A 15,010-nucleotide genomic window follows, 5' to 3' on the forward strand; every position below is an offset into this window, starting at 1 on the left:
CACTTTCGTTTCAGCTCGAATGGTGCTTTAACCCGCGCATCCACAGGGGTGCTCCGTACGGTCGGGGCTGAGACGGGGGCGGCAAGCCCACAGACCCTAGAAGCTGATCTGGGTAATACCAGCGGAGCGAGGCGGGCGATGTTTTCAGGCGCACAGATTTCCCTATACCCCATGGCCGACGATTTCGTCGGCGTCATCTTTGGCGCGCTGGATGGGCTCGACCCCTACCGCGATCGGCTCAGGATCGAGACCGACGACATCTCGACCTTGCTGGTCGGGCCGCCCGAAGTGCTATTTCCGGCGATGCGAGACCTGTTCGTGGCGGCGGCACGCAGCGGCAAACATTGCGTGTTGTCAGCCACCATCTCGCGCGGCTGCCCTGGCGAGCCGGATGATCCAATCTGCCGTTCCGATGTACTTGGTGGGCCTGTCGGCCCCCTCGGTCCGCGCAAGGATGCGGCAATCGCCGCGGTGCGTGGCGCGGCTTTGACCGGCCAGCCGGCGGCAGCGCAGTTCTCGCTCTATGTGATGGGCACCGACGACCACATGGACGAGATTTACGGCTGCATCGATTTTCTCAAGCAGTCCGGCGTCTATGAGCGCTCGAAGCATTTCTGCACGAAATTGCGCGGGGATGCCGGCGCGATCTTTTCGGCGCTGGACGAAGCCTTCTGCCGCTTCGGGCCAGGCGCCGGCCACGTAACCCTCGACGTCACGGTCTCGGCGAACAGCCCGTCGGCCAGCTGAGCGGCCGCGTTCGCGACCCCGTCAACGGTTATGCCCGTGGCCTCATCATCAGCCGCTTCGAGTCCGATCGCGAGCCTTCTTGTCAAGGCAGCACCGGCCATGATTTCGGTCGGGTTGCTGCTGCTGGCATGGGAGCTCTATGCCACTTATTCCGGCATCAAGCCGACGACACTGCCGGCGCCGTCGCGCGTGTTCGAGCAGGCGATGCTCAATCGCGAGGCGCTGGTCGAAAACGCCATTCCCACCATCCGCGCCACGCTGATCGGCTTTGCCTTTTCGCTCAGCGCGGCCTTTGCGTTGTCGATGCTGGTCGACTTCTCCCGGCCGCTGCGGCGTGCGCTGTTTCCCGTCTTCATCGTCAGCCAGACCTTGCCGCTGGTGGCGATCGCGCCGCTGGTGGTGCTGTGGTTCGGCTTCGGGTTGATGCCCAAGATCATGCTGGTGGCGCTGGTCACCTTCTTTCCGATGCTGGTGGCACTGGTGCAGGGCTACGAGGCGACGGAGGCCGAGATCGGGCAGATGCTGCGCGCCATGGGGGCGGGGCGCTGGCGCGTCTTCGTGTTGGCGCGGCTGCCCTCGGCGCTGCCCTATTTCTTCGCGGGCCTGAGGATCTCCATCACCTATGCCGTGGTCGGCGCAATCTTCGCCGAATATGCCGGTGCCGCGAAGGGGCTGGGCATCTACATGCTCAACGCCAAGAACAATTTCCGCCCCGATCTGGTGCTGGCCGCCGTCGGTGTCAGCGCCGCGCTCACGCTCACTCTGTTTGGGCTGACGGTGCTCCTGCAGCGCCTTGCCATGCCCTGGGAACGGGCCGCCGGCCAGCACCCCGCCGGGACGGGGCCGTGGCGATGAGCCGGCTCGAACTGCGGCATGTGCGCAAGGCATTTGGCCGGCTCGACGTGCTCGCCGACATTTCGCTCAGCGTCGGCGCCGGTGAATTCGTCTCCATCCTCGGGCCGTCGGGCGCTGGCAAGTCGACGCTGTTCCAGCTTCTGACCGGCGCGCAGCACGGCGAGGGCGAGATGTTCTTCGACGGCACGCCGCTCGACGACCACGGCAGGCATTTCGCCTTTATGCCGCAGCGTGACGCGCTGATGCCGTGGCGAAGCATCCTCGACAACACGACGCTTGGGCTCGAAGTGCAAGGCATCAGGCGCAAGGCGGCGCGGGCGCGCGTTGCGCCGCTGTTTGCCGAGTTCGGGCTCGCCGGCTTCGAGCGGCATTTTCCGGCGCAGCTTTCGGGCGGTATGCGCCAGCGCGCGGCTCTGCTGCGCACCGTGGTGCAGGAGCGAGACATGCTTTTGCTGGATGAGCCGTTCGGCGCGCTCGATGCACTGACCCGCACCGCCATGCAGCGCTGGCTCGAGCAGATGTGGCGGCACCATCGCTGGACGGCACTGTTGATCACCCATGATGTGCGCGAAGCCGTCTTCCTGTCCGACCGCATCTATGTGCTGTCGGCGCGCCCGGCCTGCATCGTCCGTGAAATTAAGGTGCCGCTGTCACGCCCGCGCAGCCTTGGCGGCACTGACGCGTTGCAGACAAGCGCAATCGAGGCCGAGATCCTCGACATACTGCTCAACCCCGAGCCCAACCCGCACTCATCCAAAGGACACGACCATGACTGACTTGACGCGCCGGCAGGCCTTGTTGCTCACCCTTGCCTCCGGTCTTCCGCTGGTGGCCGGAGCGGGCCGTGCCCAGGCACAATCGGCGGCGCAAAAGGTCACCGTCGCCCTCGACTGGACGGTCAACACCAACCACATCGGGCTGTTCGTCGCCCGCGACAAAGGGTTCTATTCCGAAGCCGGGCTCGAGGTCGACATCCTGCCCTACAGCGATACCGGCGCCGGCACGCTGGTCGCCAACCGCGTCGCCGATTTCGGCATCAACGGCACCATCAGCCTGTTCACCCAAAAAACCGCCGGCGCCGACCTGAAGGGCGTCTATGCCGTCGTGCAATCCGAAACCGGCCGGCTGGTGTTCAACGCGGCACGCAGCGAGATCAAAAGCCCGAGGAACCTTGACGGCCTGACCTATGGCGGCTTCGGCAGCGCCTGGGAAAACGCCCTGATTGGCACCATCATCCGCCAGGATGGCGGCAAGGGCAATTTCGAGACGGTGACACTCGGCACTTCAGCCTATGAAGCGCTGGCCAACGGTTCGGTCGATTTCACGCTAGAGGTTTCGACCTGGGAAGGTGTCGAAGCCGGGTTGAAAGGCATCAAGCAGCGCAGCTTCGTCTACGCCGACTATGGCGTGCCTGATGAGCACACGACCCTGATCTCCTCGAGCGAGGCCTATCTCCAGGCAAACCCCCAACCTGCGGCCGCCTTCGTGCAGGCGACGCGGCGCGGCTACCAGTTCGCCGTCGACCATCCCGATGCGGCTGCCGCACTTCTGATCGCCGCCAACAAGGACACATTGACAAATCCGGCGCTTATCGAAGCCTCGCTAAGGGCGCTGATCGATGGCCACTATTTGCGCGGAGACAATGGCGCAATCGGCACGATGGATCCAGCCAAGATGCACGCGATTGGCGACTACCTCTTCGCTGCGGGCATTCTGCGCGATGCCGATGGCAAAGTTCTGACGCAACACCCTGATTTCGCGGAGTATTTCAGCAACTCAACTTTGGGGTAGGAGCTATCTGACTCTCGAAACTTCGAAGGACTCGCGTGGCGTGGCAGCTTCCCGTCAAACGCGCACACATTGGCAGATTCCAGCTAATTCCTCGCGATCTCATAGAGCAGAGTGGTTTTGATGTGCCGCCCGGGTTCACCCTGCAGCGACAGAGCGGCTGTGTAGAGTTTCACCACGGCCGGGCAGAGTCCTTCGAATACCGGGTTGACATTGGCAATGGCATTCATCTCGGCGGGGGTGCCGCCGGCGTTGATGAAAGCGTCGGCCAGCAGCGACCAATCTTCGTCGCTGGCGGCAGCGGCCGGCAGCCCCCCATTCTTCGCTGCGCCGAAGGCGCGAAACATGGTGGCCCCGATCTTGTCCATGTCGGCCAGGAAATCCTGATCCGGCGTGCTGAGCGCGCCCGGCCCCTGGCGAAGGTAGTTGTTGCAGGTGGCTGCGGTTTCCCGCGACATGACATGGTTGAGCATGGCCAATTGTGCACGCAGCGCCTCGGCGGCTTTGCTGTCTGGAGCCGACGACAGCAGAGACGCGTATCTTTGCCTGAGGCCGGTAACCGCCATCCTGCTCGCGTTTCGCACTTGCTCCACGTTTCCAAGTCTGGCCACGGCCGTGATCTTTTCCACGACGGTGTCATAGTCGTCTGGAAACTCCTGCTTGATCGCGAGGAATATCTGGCTTCCCTGGCTCTGAATCTGTTCGTTCACCTGAGCGGCAGTCAGTGTCTGCGGATCGGGCGAGCCCGCCACCGTCTGGTAGAGATATTTGCCGCCGGCGAAGCCGAGCGCCCAGGGCAACACCTTTACCGCAACGAAAGACAAAGCGGCGACCGCCGCCACGCCCAAACCTTTCCAACGCGTCATTTGGCAGCGCTCCCGAGCCTTGTCTCTATTTCGCCCCGAGGCTCATCGCTTTCTTGCGGTCGGCCTCTGCGCGCTTGTGGTTGCCCTTGGCGTCCCACGCCCTGCTCCGCACTTTGTAGGCAGTGGCGAAATCCGGTTTGAGCCTTATCGTTTGGCTCAAATCGGCGATGGCTCCGTCATAATCCGCCTTGCTGATCCGAACCACGCCTCGACCCAAATAGGCAAGGGGGTTCTTGCGATCGAGGCTGAGGGCCTCTTCGAAATCACGTAACGCTGCAACGTCCTCATGCCTGCCCATCAATATGAGGCCCCTATCGGCAAAGACCCTTGCGTCCTTGGTATTGAGACTGATGGCTTTTCCGTAGTCAGCAAGCGCCCCGTCGTAATCTTTTTGGAAACTGCGGTTCTGACCACGGTCATAGTAGGTGTCGGCAAAATTCGGATTGAGCGTGATTGCCTGGCTGTAATCGTTGACGGCATGAGCGTATTCGCCCTTGGATTCCCAGGCCATCGCCCGGGCCAGATACGCCGGAAAGAGCGCAATCGCCTTGTCGTAAAGCGCTATGGCGCCGTCATAGTCATCCCTCTCGTGCAGCGTCCAGCCCTTGCTGAGCGCTTGCGCGGCTGGCGAAGTGCTACTTGGCTTGATCGCCTCGTCGCTAGCCTGGCCAGCGGTTTCGTTTGATGTTTTTGAGGCGTTCGCTTTCGCCGCCACTGCCTGCTTGCGACCCTTACGAGCGATGGCCAGCTTTGGATCGAGCTTGAGCGCCTGGTCGTAGTCGGCAATGGCCCGATCGTAGTCGCCCTTGGCGAACCAGGCGCTGCCGCGCCCGAAATAGACAGGTACGTAGCCTGGCTCGATTTCGGCCGCGCGATTGTAGTCGGCGATGGCTCGATCCAATTGGTCCTTCTTGCTCCAGGCAATGCCGCGGCCGAGGTAAGCGTCGAAATAGGCCGGATAGAGTTCGATCACCTTGCTGTAGTCGTCGATGGCTCCATCATAATCACCCTTCTCGGCGCGCGACATTCCTCGCCCGACATAGGCGGCGGCCTTCCTTGGATCGAGCGCGATCGCGCGGCTGTACTCGGCAATCGCGCGACCGTATTTGCGCTTCCTGTAGAACGCATCGCCGCGATCCATGAAGGCCTTGAGGTTCTTGGGATCCGAACCGACGGCCTCAGGTGCCACACCGCCTTTCTTTGACGCAGCCACCGCCCCCTTGCGGGCCACCGCGTAGTCCGGATTGCCCGGATGCAGCTTGATCGCCTGGTCGAAGTCGGCAATGGCAGCGTCGTAGTCTTTGCTGTCAGCCCGCTCTATGCCTCGCCCGTAGTAGCTGGGGGCATCCTTCGGATCGATTTCGATTGCCGCCGAATAGGCTGTGATCGCTCGCCCGGCATCGCCCTTCACGTGCCAGGCCATGCCCATGCAGAAATATGCATCCACCACCTTCTGATCGAACTCGGCGGCCTGGCCGCAATCGACGAGAGCACCTTCGGCATCACCAGACGTGGCCTTGGCCATGCCTCGGCGAATATGGACCGAGACCAGATCCGGTAGGATCCGGATCACCCGATCATAGTCGGCGATCGCCCGATCATAGGCTCGCTTGGCGGTCCAGGCATTGGCCCGACCAAAATAGGCGAGGGGACTGTCGGGGTCGAGCGCGATCGCCTTGTCGTACGCGCCGATTGCCTGATCGTATTGGCCCGCGTCCGACAGGCTGTCACCGTTCTGAACCATGGCCAGGACACGCGGGTCGGTCGCCTGAATGAGCTCCGCGATTTTGGCGGTGGAAAGCTCGCCGTTAGACCGGGTATTATTGCTGGCCTCCTGCCGGGCCGCAGGTTCGGTGCCGACCGGGGCCGCCGCCGTGTCGCTCTGTCCTTTCGCCGCCACCGTCGCCTTTCGGCTGACGAGGTAGTCCGCATTGTCCGGATCGAGCTTGATCGCCTGGTCGAAGTCGGCGATGGCACCGTCGTAGTCTTTCCCATCGGCACGCGCCATGCCGCGCCCATAGTAGCTGGCGTCGTCCTTCGGATCGATTTCGATCGCCACCGAATAGGCGGCGATCGCGCTTCCCGGGTCGCCATTTGCATGCCAGGCCATGCCCTTGCAGAAATAGGCGTCGCGCGCCTTTGGATCGAGTGCTGCAGCCCGGCTGCAATCAGCAAGCGCGCCCTCTGCATCACCTGACGTGACCTTGGCGAGGCCCCGGCGAAAATGAGCCGGGGCAAAATTGGGGGCGAGTTCGATGGCCTTGTCGTAGTCGGCGATCGCCTGCCCGTAGGCGCGTTTGGCGGCACAGGCCTTGCCGCGGCCGAAATAGGCGAACCGGTTGTTGGGATCGAGCGAGATCGCCTGGTTGTAGGCGCCGATCGCCTGATCGTACTTGCCCATGTCCAGGAAGGCGTCGCCGCCAAGGATCGCCTCCAGGGCCTGTGGGTCGGTCGCCTCCAAGGCCTTCGCGGCCAGCGTGTCTTGCGTGGCCGTCACATTCGGAACGACGGCTCGCGGCTCCGGTTGTTGTGTGTCTGGCAACGGTGCCGGTTTGCTCTCGTCGCCGGAAACCCGGTCGCCGCAGCTTGCTGCCCGCGTCGGATCGAGCGCTATGGCGCGCCGGCAATCCGCTCCTGCTCCGGCGCTGTCTCCCTTGAGCGTCTTGGCACGGCTGCGGCCGAGATAGGCGTCGGCATCGTCCGGATCGAGGCTGATGGCCTTGTCGAAATCGAGCAGGGCGCCGTCGACGCCATATTTCGACAACCGCATCCCAGCGCGCTCGATCAGGGTCTTTGCGGCCGCGGGATCCCTCGTCGTATGCTTGGCGGCAGATAGGTCTTGGCCGGGCGCGTTCTCGCGGCAGGTGCCGGCGCGCTTTGGATCGAGCTCGATCGCGCGCCGACAGTCGGCGGCGGCTACTTCGTAGTTTCCCTGGGATGCTTCAGCTAGTGCCCGGTCGTAAAACGCTTCGGCATTGTAGGGATCGAGGTCGATCGCAGAGCTGAACCGGCCTATGGCGCTGCCGACGTTTCCGCGAATCTGTTCTTCCAACCCCTGTTTGAGGTTCCAGGCAATGCGCTCGGAGTTATCTTCCTTGGGGACGACGAACTGTATCGCCGGTTTGGCCGCCTGGGGTGCAGCCGGCGACTCGGCTCCCGTTACTTTCGTGCTGCAGGCACCGGCCCTCTTCTGATCGAGCTCGATGGCTTTTCGGCAATCGGCGGCTGCACCGGCGAGGTCTCCCTCAATCGCCTTGGCCAAGGCTCGATTATAGTAAGCGCCGCTTTTCGGATCGAGGCTGATTGCCTGGTCGTAGTCGGCGATTGCCTGGTCATGGTCGTTCTTGTCGGCCCAGACAGTACCGCGGGCAAAATAGGCCTCGCTGTTTTGCGGGTCCAGGCTGAGTGCCTGGTTGTAGTCGGCCATGGCACGCACATCGTCGGCCTTGCGCGCCCAGCTATAGCCTCTGGCCGTGTAAGCCTTGGCGAATTTTGGATCGAGCGCTATCGCCTGGTCAAAATCGACAATGGCGGGGTCATCCTTGCCTTTGCGGAACAGGGATAGACCCCGCTTGTAAAAGGCATTGGCGAAACCCGGATCGAGGCTGATCGCCTTGTTGAAGTCGGCTATGGCGTGCTCGTCATCGCCCTTGTTGAACCAGGCCGTGCCGCGATTGTAATAGGTAGAGGCCTGCTTCGGGTCGAGGGTGATTGCCTCGTCGTAGTCCGCGATGGAGCGGTCGTAATCGTGCTTGTCATCCCATGCGATACCGCGCTTGAAATAGGCGATCCTGCGGTTTTGGTAGAACTCCGCCTTGTCCTCGATGATCGGCGTGCAGGCTACGATGCGCTTGTCCGGATCGATGTTCTTACCGATGCAGCCGGCGTAGTCTTGTCGGCGGCCATCGCGGAAGCGCTTGAGATGTGTATGACGACAAGGCTTGCCAGCGACCAGCACACCCAGGGCGGGGCCTTCACCGGCACGAATGATCCGATCGCGGCGGCAGCCAGCCCCGCACCTTTCCGTCTCGCCATCTCACTGGTCCTCCCCCGAAAACCCTGGTCCGCATTAGCGGTAATCCGCCTATTGTTCTTTATTTGTTCCAGAATGCAAGCATAAATTGCAATGCGACGGAATGGGCTGTAAGCGTCTTGGCGCCGGTCGAACCCTGTCGCGATCGGTGAAGTTGTGCGCTCCGCTGGCGTCCGGAGACGGATAAGCGGTTTAGTGCCGATCTGATCTTCTCGATTAACCGTACGGCAATGGTTGCGTGCAAAGGTCGCCCCGAGGGATAACCGGGTGCCTGGCCTTGCTCATGTCAAAAATTGAAACCCTTTCGCACGTCAACGACGAAGGGATTTTGTCCGCAGCCCGAAAGCGGGAAATCCTGGTCGACTTACGGGAAGGCTTCTTTCGGCTCTGCGCGCTGGCTTTCGCGGGGCTGTTTGTCTACCGCGGCATATATCACCTCATGCTCGACCCCACCCGTATCAACGTGGCGCTGGTGGCGACTTCCGAGATCCTTACCTTTACCTGGCTGCTTCTGTCGCGGCGACCGCAGGTTCGCGACTGGAATCCGCTCACGGTGATCGTATCCGTGATTGCCAGCTTCGGTGTCGGCTTCATCACCTTCGAGCCGGGCGTTGCCATCATTCCGGTCTATGTCGCCGCGCCGCTGCAAGCCCTGGCATTGAGTTTCGTGATCTGGGGAAAGGCATCGCTGGGGCGTTCGTTCGCCATTCTGCCGGGCAATCGCGGCGTGATGACGGGTGGTGCCTACCGCCTGGTGCGACACCCGATCTATGCCGGCTATCTGGTCGGCCATGTCCTGTTCCTGCTGTCGGCCTTTTCCTTCTACAATCTCGCCGTCTACGCCGTCATCACGTTCTTCCAGGTGCATCGCATCCTGCGCGAAGAGGCGCTGCTTGCCGCCACGCCGGAATATCGGGATTATATGAAGCGCGTCCGCTACAGGCTGTGCTACGGGATCGTCTGACAACTAGGCCAGTGGACGGCGTCGTCTGCCGGCAATTGCGCCGGCAGCCTTTTGGCATGACCGGCCTTCCATTGCTGTCTGGCGCAGATTGACGTCGATCGATCAGCCGTGACGCGAATGCGTTGCGTTGCGTTTTGATGCGCGCTTCTCGCTGACAGGCTCCGGCACCCATCGGGCCGGCACTGTTGTTCTGGCCAAAAGTTCATGGGGTCTCTGGCTGGGTGCGGCCCCGAAAAAATGTCATAAAAATCGATTCTTTGCGCATTTCGAAATACATATCGATCATAACTGTCCGCTACATATAACGATTTTGAAGATTATGCGTCAATTTTAGTAATTTTATACTCGTGCAATTTCCAAACTAAATACCATTAATCTCGCCATCGAACCGCCATGTGAAACTTAAGTTCACTCCCTGCGTAAATTAACTCGCAATCGGCCTCTGGCTGACTGCCTTGTCGCAACGACAACAGGAGAGTGTTATGACTTTTACGATCAAAGCAGTCACCAGTGTGTTGGCAGGTAGTGCAGTAGTCTTCGTTCTTTCGCTGCCGGCGAATAGTGCAGGGCTCGGTCTTGGCGCTGGCGCCTCGGTGGGCGGTAGCGGCGGCGTCAATGCTGGTGCCGGTGCGTCGGTCGGCGGCCGCGGCGGCATCAACGCCGGTGTTGGCGCATCGCTCGGTGGCAGTGAAGGCGTCAATGCTGGTGCCGGTGCGTCGGTCGGCGGCACCGGAGGCGTCAGCGCAGGCCTCGATGCATCCGCAGGTGGCAGCAACGGCATCAATGCCGGTGCCGGTACCAATGTCGGCGGGTCTGGCGGCATCACGGCCGGCCTCGGCGCTAGTGTTGGTGGAACGGGTGGCGTCGGCGTTGGCGTCGGCGGAGGCGTTGGTTCAATCAACCCGAGCAATCCCGGCAATCCGGACACAACAGGGAACCCGGCCAACACCGGAACATCGGGTACTTCGGGACATAGGAACCTGCCGGGTGTCGTCGCCGACATGTCGGACAGTCAGGTGGCACGGTTGAAGAAGCGCTGCGTCGATGTCCTCGGCAGTTCCGGAGACTACGACCGCGACCTGCGCCAACTGTGCCTTTTGATCGCACGCCGCTGACGCCAAGAGTACCGGGAGCGGAAGTGCCGAACCAGCCGTGAGGCTTTGACCGCACTCTCCTGGCCTCCGACGGGCCGGAAAGCCCGCCAATCCTGGCGGACTTTTCGGCCGCGGCTGCACTGATTGCTCCATGGGGCCTACATCGCCCCGCCGGCGGAACGCTAATGCGTTGAAAGCGTTCACATCCCAAGCAACACGCGAATGGCGCGTTGCTGCGCCGGCGCAGAAGCGCGCACAAAGGAGCGGGAAACCATGAGCCTAGGAACCATACTTATCATTCTTCTTGTCATAGCGCTGCTTGGGGGCTTCAGCGGCTTCGGCGGCGGTCCTTTCTATGGCACCGGCTACTATGGCGGCGGCGGTCTCGGGCTCGTGCTGCTCATCATCATCGTGCTTGTCGTGCTCGGACGGATATAGCCGCGTTGCTCGCCGAAGCGGTCGCAATTCCGTGACCGCGTCGGTGCCGGCGCGCACCGGAATGTGAACTTCGCAAGCCGGCTTGTGATCCGGCTTGCTTGGAAAACTTTGTAAGGTGATCGCGGTCCACACCCCCCGTGGAAACAAGAGGAAAGGGTCCCACCCCTTGTCCTCCTCCAAGGCCCGCTCCGGTTCGCCGTGGCGGGCTTTTGCTTGGCGGTCGGCGGAACCAGCTTGCCGTCGAGACAGTTGAGTTGCGGAAGGCCACCAAATGCCCGCAACTCTTCGGACAACACTCTGCGAAATTCGCGATGATCTTCACGTCCTGCGACGGATGGTGGCGGCTCGCGGCCATATCGAGACCATCCAGGGAATTGATGCGCTTATTGGGTAGCGGGAGCAGAGGCCATCAAGGTCATCCGCCGCATCGATCGCGCTGGCTGAAGAGAAAGGAGGATCGGGATGAACGTCAAGGAAATGACGCGGCAGGACTGCGTCGCCCTGCTTAAAACGCAACGCACAGGCCACCTGGCCTGTGTGCGTGACCTCAAACCCTATGTGGTGCCGATCCATTTTGCCTTCGGTGACAACGCCATTTTCAGTTTTTCGCTTCCCGGCAGGAAGGTCGGGTGGATGCAGGCCAACCCGAACGTCTGTCTTCAGGTCGATGATGTTGGTGGCCCGCACGGCTGGAGAAGCGTCGTCGTGGACGGCGTCTTCGAAGAATTGCCCAAAGGGCCGGATCTGGACGACAGCGCCGCCGGCGTCGAAAGGATGAGCGCTCCGATCGACGTTGAGCGCAAATTTGCCTGGTCGCTTCTTGCAAAGCACGCGAACTGGTGGGAACCGGGAGCCCTGAAGCCAGGTGCCGCGCCAACGGTTTCGGGCAGCCATCTCTTCTATCAGATCAGGATCGAGGCGATATCGGGAAGGCAGGCATCGTGGTAGCGGTTCTTACGCCGCTCGCGGCACCCGTGAGGTGAACGTCGCTCGGGTCACCGACACGCTGGTGCCGTCGGCGTCGCTGATGACGTCCACCTTGGCCTCCAACTGTTTGACCAGCGCCTCGACGATGGCTGTTCCAAGTCCGGTAGCCGGGACGTCATTGGCGATCTTGCCGACGCCATTGTCCGAAACCGTCAGTTTCCAGTCGCTGCCCGCAGTCTCGTAGCTCACCTGGATACGGGCGCCGGCCTTCTCTTTGGGGAATTTTGATGGCGTTGAGGACGAGTTCGGTGACGATCAGACCGAGGCTGACCGCGCGCTGCGAGTCCATCCTGCCACCTTCGGCCGTAACGGCAACGTCGATCGGTTGGGTTTCGCCGATCATCGACGAGGCGAGGCTTCCGCACAGTTTCGAAAGATAGGAGGCGACATCGATCTCGTCGGCACCGGCCGAGGTGTGAAGATGGCGTTGGACCTCTGCCACGGACAGAACGCGCTGATGGGCGTCCTTGAGATGCTGGCGCGTCTCTTCCGACGTGACCGAGCGAGCCTTCAGCAACAGGATGCTGGCGATGATCTGGAGGCTGTTGGCAACCCGATGTTCCATTTCGCGCAGCAGGACGTCCTTTTGCCGAAGCAAATCCTCCGTGCGGCTGAGCAGTTCTTCCTTTTCCCGCTCGATGACACGACGGGCTGTTATATCGTTGAACGCGAGAAGGATGGTGATGGCCGAGCTGTGGTCGTAAAGCACCTTGCGAGCGTTGAGCAGCATGGTGCGGCGGCCGATGCGCGGGAAATCATGCTCGACCTCGAAACCGTCCATGGCGGTCTTTTCGGGAATGATCGTCTCCAGCAGCAGGCGAAGCGCGGGAATATCCCACTGACCGTCACCGAGCGCGTAGAGCAGCGAGCCCTGGGTCTGCGCGGGGTCGACGTCGAATGTGTTGTAGAAGGAGCGGCTGGCCGCCAGCACGCGAAACTGCTCGTCGAGCACGAGAAACGGCTCGGTGATCGTGTTGACGATCGCCTGCGCCAGCGTCTGCGCGTCCTCGATATTCGCAATGGGTTGAAACATGGGCACAAAGCCAAATGAGCGGCGTTCTGCCACTTCAAGTAGGGACATTACACATTTGCCCGACTGTTGTCGCGATCAGATTGCCGCTGGACAAAGGCGGGCATTTGGCCCGCCTTTGTGCAGCTGTTCGATTTCGGGCATGCGCCCAAATCGAGCTGCGTCAGTTCGCGCCGAGTTGCTTGGTCATCTTGCAGAAATTGTCGTGCGACTTGGCAATGGCCTCGTCGCCACATTCCTTCGTCATGCCTGCGCGGTCTTCTTCCTTCATGGCCATCCAGGCGGCCTTGAACTCCGCCTCGGACTTCATGGTCTTCATGCCGGCATCGGTGAAGAACGGCGACATCTTTGCCGGATCGTCGAGCGCGGACGTGTGGGTAGCAGCAAGCGCCGAGCCTGTCATCATTGCAAACGCCATCGCGCCCATAGTGAGCATCTTGAAGTTCATTTGGGGATTCCTCTCTGTGGAGGCCATTGGAATAAACGACCTGTAGACAAAACGGGATCGATAGAAAACAGTTCCTTCAGATGAGCTAATATTAAAACCGAAAATTATTTCCTGACCCTAGCCGGTCCGCCGCGGAACCAACTGGAGCTTTGGCAATATTTCCGATCTGGCCGCAGACATGGAGTGCGGGCTTGGCGCCAACGGACTACTCCATGTCAGGCACGTCGCCGCTGACGAACAGGGTGTTCGGCGGACCGTACTCGCCGAGTGTCGGGTCGGCTTCCCGACTCCAGGCGATGACGCCGACATGTTTTGCCGCCAGTGCCCTGGCCGTGCGTATGGCGCGGTCCTCGCTCTGCTGGTCGGCAGGGCCGAAGGCCGGAAACAATTCGCCGTCATCACCGCGGTCGAACGCGACCACGACAATCAGTTTAGGACTTTTCTGGCCTTGGGAATCGGACATCTTGCACCTTCCTCAGGAAATCTATCACACTACAAGGAACTAGGTCGGCACGTTCGACTTCGGGAGGTGATGTGGTGCAGGACCAGCGTTTCGATGAGCCGGTCAGGATTGCGCTCGGCCGGTCGCGAAACTCGATCTTCAACGTGGAGCGGGTCGCTCAGGCCGCCGACATTCTGATGAACCGATGGCCGGTGGCGACAGGGCAAAGGCACATGGCAGCCCGCAAGGTCTGCCTGGCCGTGCTTGAGGGAAGGAAAGAAGCCTCGGCGGCACGAGCGGCATTCATCAGGGCCGCAATCGAGGCGGATATCCTCGTTGAACCCCGTGAAGTGTCGATGCCATCGGGCCAAAATTGAATCAAGACTGGCTCTATCCTCTTGATTGATCGCGATGTTTTCGGCGATCGGGATCTGCTTTTCGGGGTTCATACTGTCCGGCCTGCCGACGCTTTGCAGGCATATCTGTACCGTTCGCTGGTCATTTGGCTTTGACTTCGGCATCCCGTTGACACGGTATCCACGTCCGTATATTGAACAGGACTATACAGGTTCACTAGACAGGTACGCATATGATGCGGCGCGCGGTTCAACTGTCTCCCGGCACGGGCAAGCCCGAGCAGATCGCCACCGTTCTGGAGCATGAAATCCGTTCCGGCGTTCTCGGCTTCGGCGACCGCCTGCAAAGCGAGAACGAGCTGGTCCAGCGCTTCTCCGTCAGCCGCAACACGGTTCGCAAGGGCCTCGAGGAACTGTCCAGCCGCGGGCTGATCACCACCAAGGTCGGCATCGGCTCGTTCGTCACCTTCGACGGCAAGCCGGTAGACGACGCGGTCGGCTGGTCGCGGGCGCTGGCAAATGCCGGCGCCAATGCCGAGACGCGGACGCTGCGGCTGGAAGTGATCGAGGACGCCGACCTGGCCGCCTGGCTTGGCATTGAGAGCCCGTTTTTCATCGCCGTCGACCGGGTGCGCACCAACGCCAGCGACGGCCATGCGATTTCCATCGAGCGTAGTCGGCTGCCGCTGTCGCCGGAACTGGAGGACGTGCCGCTGCGCGGCCTGCGCGAGGGTTCGCTGCACCAGACGCTGCGCGGCGCCGGGCTTATTCCCGACCATGGCGAGGAATGGGTCGAGATCGAGATGCTCAATGGCGAGGACGCCGCCATCCTCGGCTGCCCGCAAGGCTCGCCGTTCCTGCGCGGCCGCCGGTTGACGCGTGCCGCCGACGAACGGCCGATCGAATATGTCACCAGCCTGCTCAACCCGGCGCATTTCGCGCTGCATATGAGGTTCTGAGCG

General features: G+C 61.6%; 14 protein-coding genes, 1 pseudogene and 1 riboswitch. Of the genes and pseudogenes, 10 read left to right on the forward strand and 5 right to left on the reverse strand.

Annotated features, from left to right (window positions below):
- Positions 1-34: 34 nt before the first annotated feature.
- A riboswitch (TPP riboswitch) is annotated at positions 35-148 on the forward strand.
- From AC0ZT5_RS08820 to AC0ZT5_RS08835, 4 genes are all read left to right on the forward strand, one after another.
- Entirely contained in the window at positions 139-747 is a 609-nt protein-coding gene (locus tag AC0ZT5_RS08820; RefSeq protein ID WP_488496132.1) for a YkoF family thiamine/hydroxymethylpyrimidine-binding protein, read from the forward strand. (Overlaps the previous riboswitch by 10 nt.)
- A gap of 99 nt (positions 748-846) precedes the next feature.
- Entirely contained in the window at positions 847-1,602 is a 756-nt protein-coding gene (locus tag AC0ZT5_RS08825) for an ABC transporter permease (protein WP_488496133.1), read from the forward strand.
- Entirely contained in the window at positions 1,599-2,378 is a 780-nt protein-coding gene (locus AC0ZT5_RS08830) for an ABC transporter ATP-binding protein (protein ID WP_488496134.1), read from the forward strand. The genes AC0ZT5_RS08825 and AC0ZT5_RS08830 overlap by 4 nt, the downstream gene beginning before the upstream one ends.
- A complete protein-coding gene (locus tag AC0ZT5_RS08835; RefSeq protein WP_488496135.1) occupies positions 2,371-3,393 on the forward strand; it encodes an ABC transporter substrate-binding protein in 1,023 nt (340 codons plus the stop codon). Before AC0ZT5_RS08830 ends, AC0ZT5_RS08835 begins: the two co-directional genes overlap by 8 nt.
- An 83-nt stretch (positions 3,394-3,476) precedes the next feature.
- Here AC0ZT5_RS08835 and AC0ZT5_RS08840 read toward each other — a convergent pair whose 3' ends face one another.
- The gene (locus AC0ZT5_RS08840; protein ID WP_488496136.1) at positions 3,477-4,232 is read right to left on the reverse strand and encodes a hypothetical protein; all 756 of its coding nucleotides are present in this window, start codon (positions 4,230-4,232) and stop codon (positions 3,477-3,479) included.
- A gap of 49 nt (positions 4,233-4,281) precedes the next feature.
- Entirely contained in the window at positions 4,282-8,214 is a 3,933-nt protein-coding gene (locus AC0ZT5_RS08845; RefSeq protein ID WP_488496137.1) for a tetratricopeptide repeat protein, read from the reverse strand.
- A gap of 358 nt (positions 8,215-8,572) precedes the next feature.
- Between AC0ZT5_RS08845 and AC0ZT5_RS08850 the strand changes: the two genes are divergently transcribed.
- From AC0ZT5_RS08850 to AC0ZT5_RS08865, 4 genes are all read left to right on the forward strand, one after another.
- Positions 8,573-9,253, forward strand: a complete 681-nt coding sequence (locus AC0ZT5_RS08850) for a methyltransferase family protein (RefSeq protein ID WP_488496138.1) — start codon at positions 8,573-8,575, stop codon at positions 9,251-9,253.
- 482 nt (positions 9,254-9,735) lie between these two features.
- Positions 9,736-10,368, forward strand: a complete 633-nt coding sequence (locus AC0ZT5_RS08855) for a hypothetical protein (RefSeq protein WP_488496139.1) — start codon at positions 9,736-9,738, stop codon at positions 10,366-10,368.
- A gap of 252 nt (positions 10,369-10,620) precedes the next feature.
- The gene (locus AC0ZT5_RS08860) at positions 10,621-10,785 is read left to right on the forward strand and encodes a DUF3309 family protein (RefSeq protein WP_379103714.1); all 165 of its coding nucleotides are present in this window, start codon (positions 10,621-10,623) and stop codon (positions 10,783-10,785) included.
- A gap of 462 nt (positions 10,786-11,247) precedes the next feature.
- Entirely contained in the window at positions 11,248-11,733 is a 486-nt protein-coding gene (locus AC0ZT5_RS08865) for a pyridoxamine 5'-phosphate oxidase family protein (protein ID WP_488496140.1), read from the forward strand.
- A gap of 6 nt (positions 11,734-11,739) precedes the next feature.
- Here AC0ZT5_RS08865 and AC0ZT5_RS08870 read toward each other — a convergent pair.
- From AC0ZT5_RS08870 to AC0ZT5_RS08880, 3 genes and pseudogenes are all read right to left on the reverse strand, one after another.
- Positions 11,740-12,805, reverse strand: a pseudogene (locus AC0ZT5_RS08870) (sensor histidine kinase).
- Between the two features lie 160 nt (positions 12,806-12,965).
- Positions 12,966-13,250, reverse strand: coding sequence for a hypothetical protein (locus tag AC0ZT5_RS08875; protein ID WP_488496141.1), 285 nt, complete (start codon positions 13,248-13,250; stop codon positions 12,966-12,968).
- A 205-nt stretch (positions 13,251-13,455) separates the two neighbouring features.
- Positions 13,456-13,713 (reverse strand): hypothetical protein, encoded by a 258-nt coding sequence (locus tag AC0ZT5_RS08880; RefSeq protein ID WP_095091414.1) that lies wholly within the window; start codon positions 13,711-13,713, stop codon positions 13,456-13,458.
- Positions 13,714-13,787: 74 nt separating this feature from the next.
- Between AC0ZT5_RS08880 and AC0ZT5_RS08885 the strand changes: the two genes are divergently transcribed.
- On the forward strand, positions 13,788-14,069 hold the full coding sequence (locus AC0ZT5_RS08885; protein ID WP_488496142.1) for a DUF982 domain-containing protein: 282 nt from the start codon (positions 13,788-13,790) through the stop codon (positions 14,067-14,069).
- A 212-nt stretch (positions 14,070-14,281) separates the two neighbouring features.
- The gene (locus AC0ZT5_RS08890; RefSeq protein ID WP_488496143.1) at positions 14,282-15,007 is read left to right on the forward strand and encodes a GntR family transcriptional regulator; all 726 of its coding nucleotides are present in this window, start codon (positions 14,282-14,284) and stop codon (positions 15,005-15,007) included.
- The last annotated feature ends 3 nt before the right edge of the window (positions 15,008-15,010 follow it).

It is taken from the genome of Mesorhizobium sp. CNPSo 4670, from assembly GCF_057784235.1.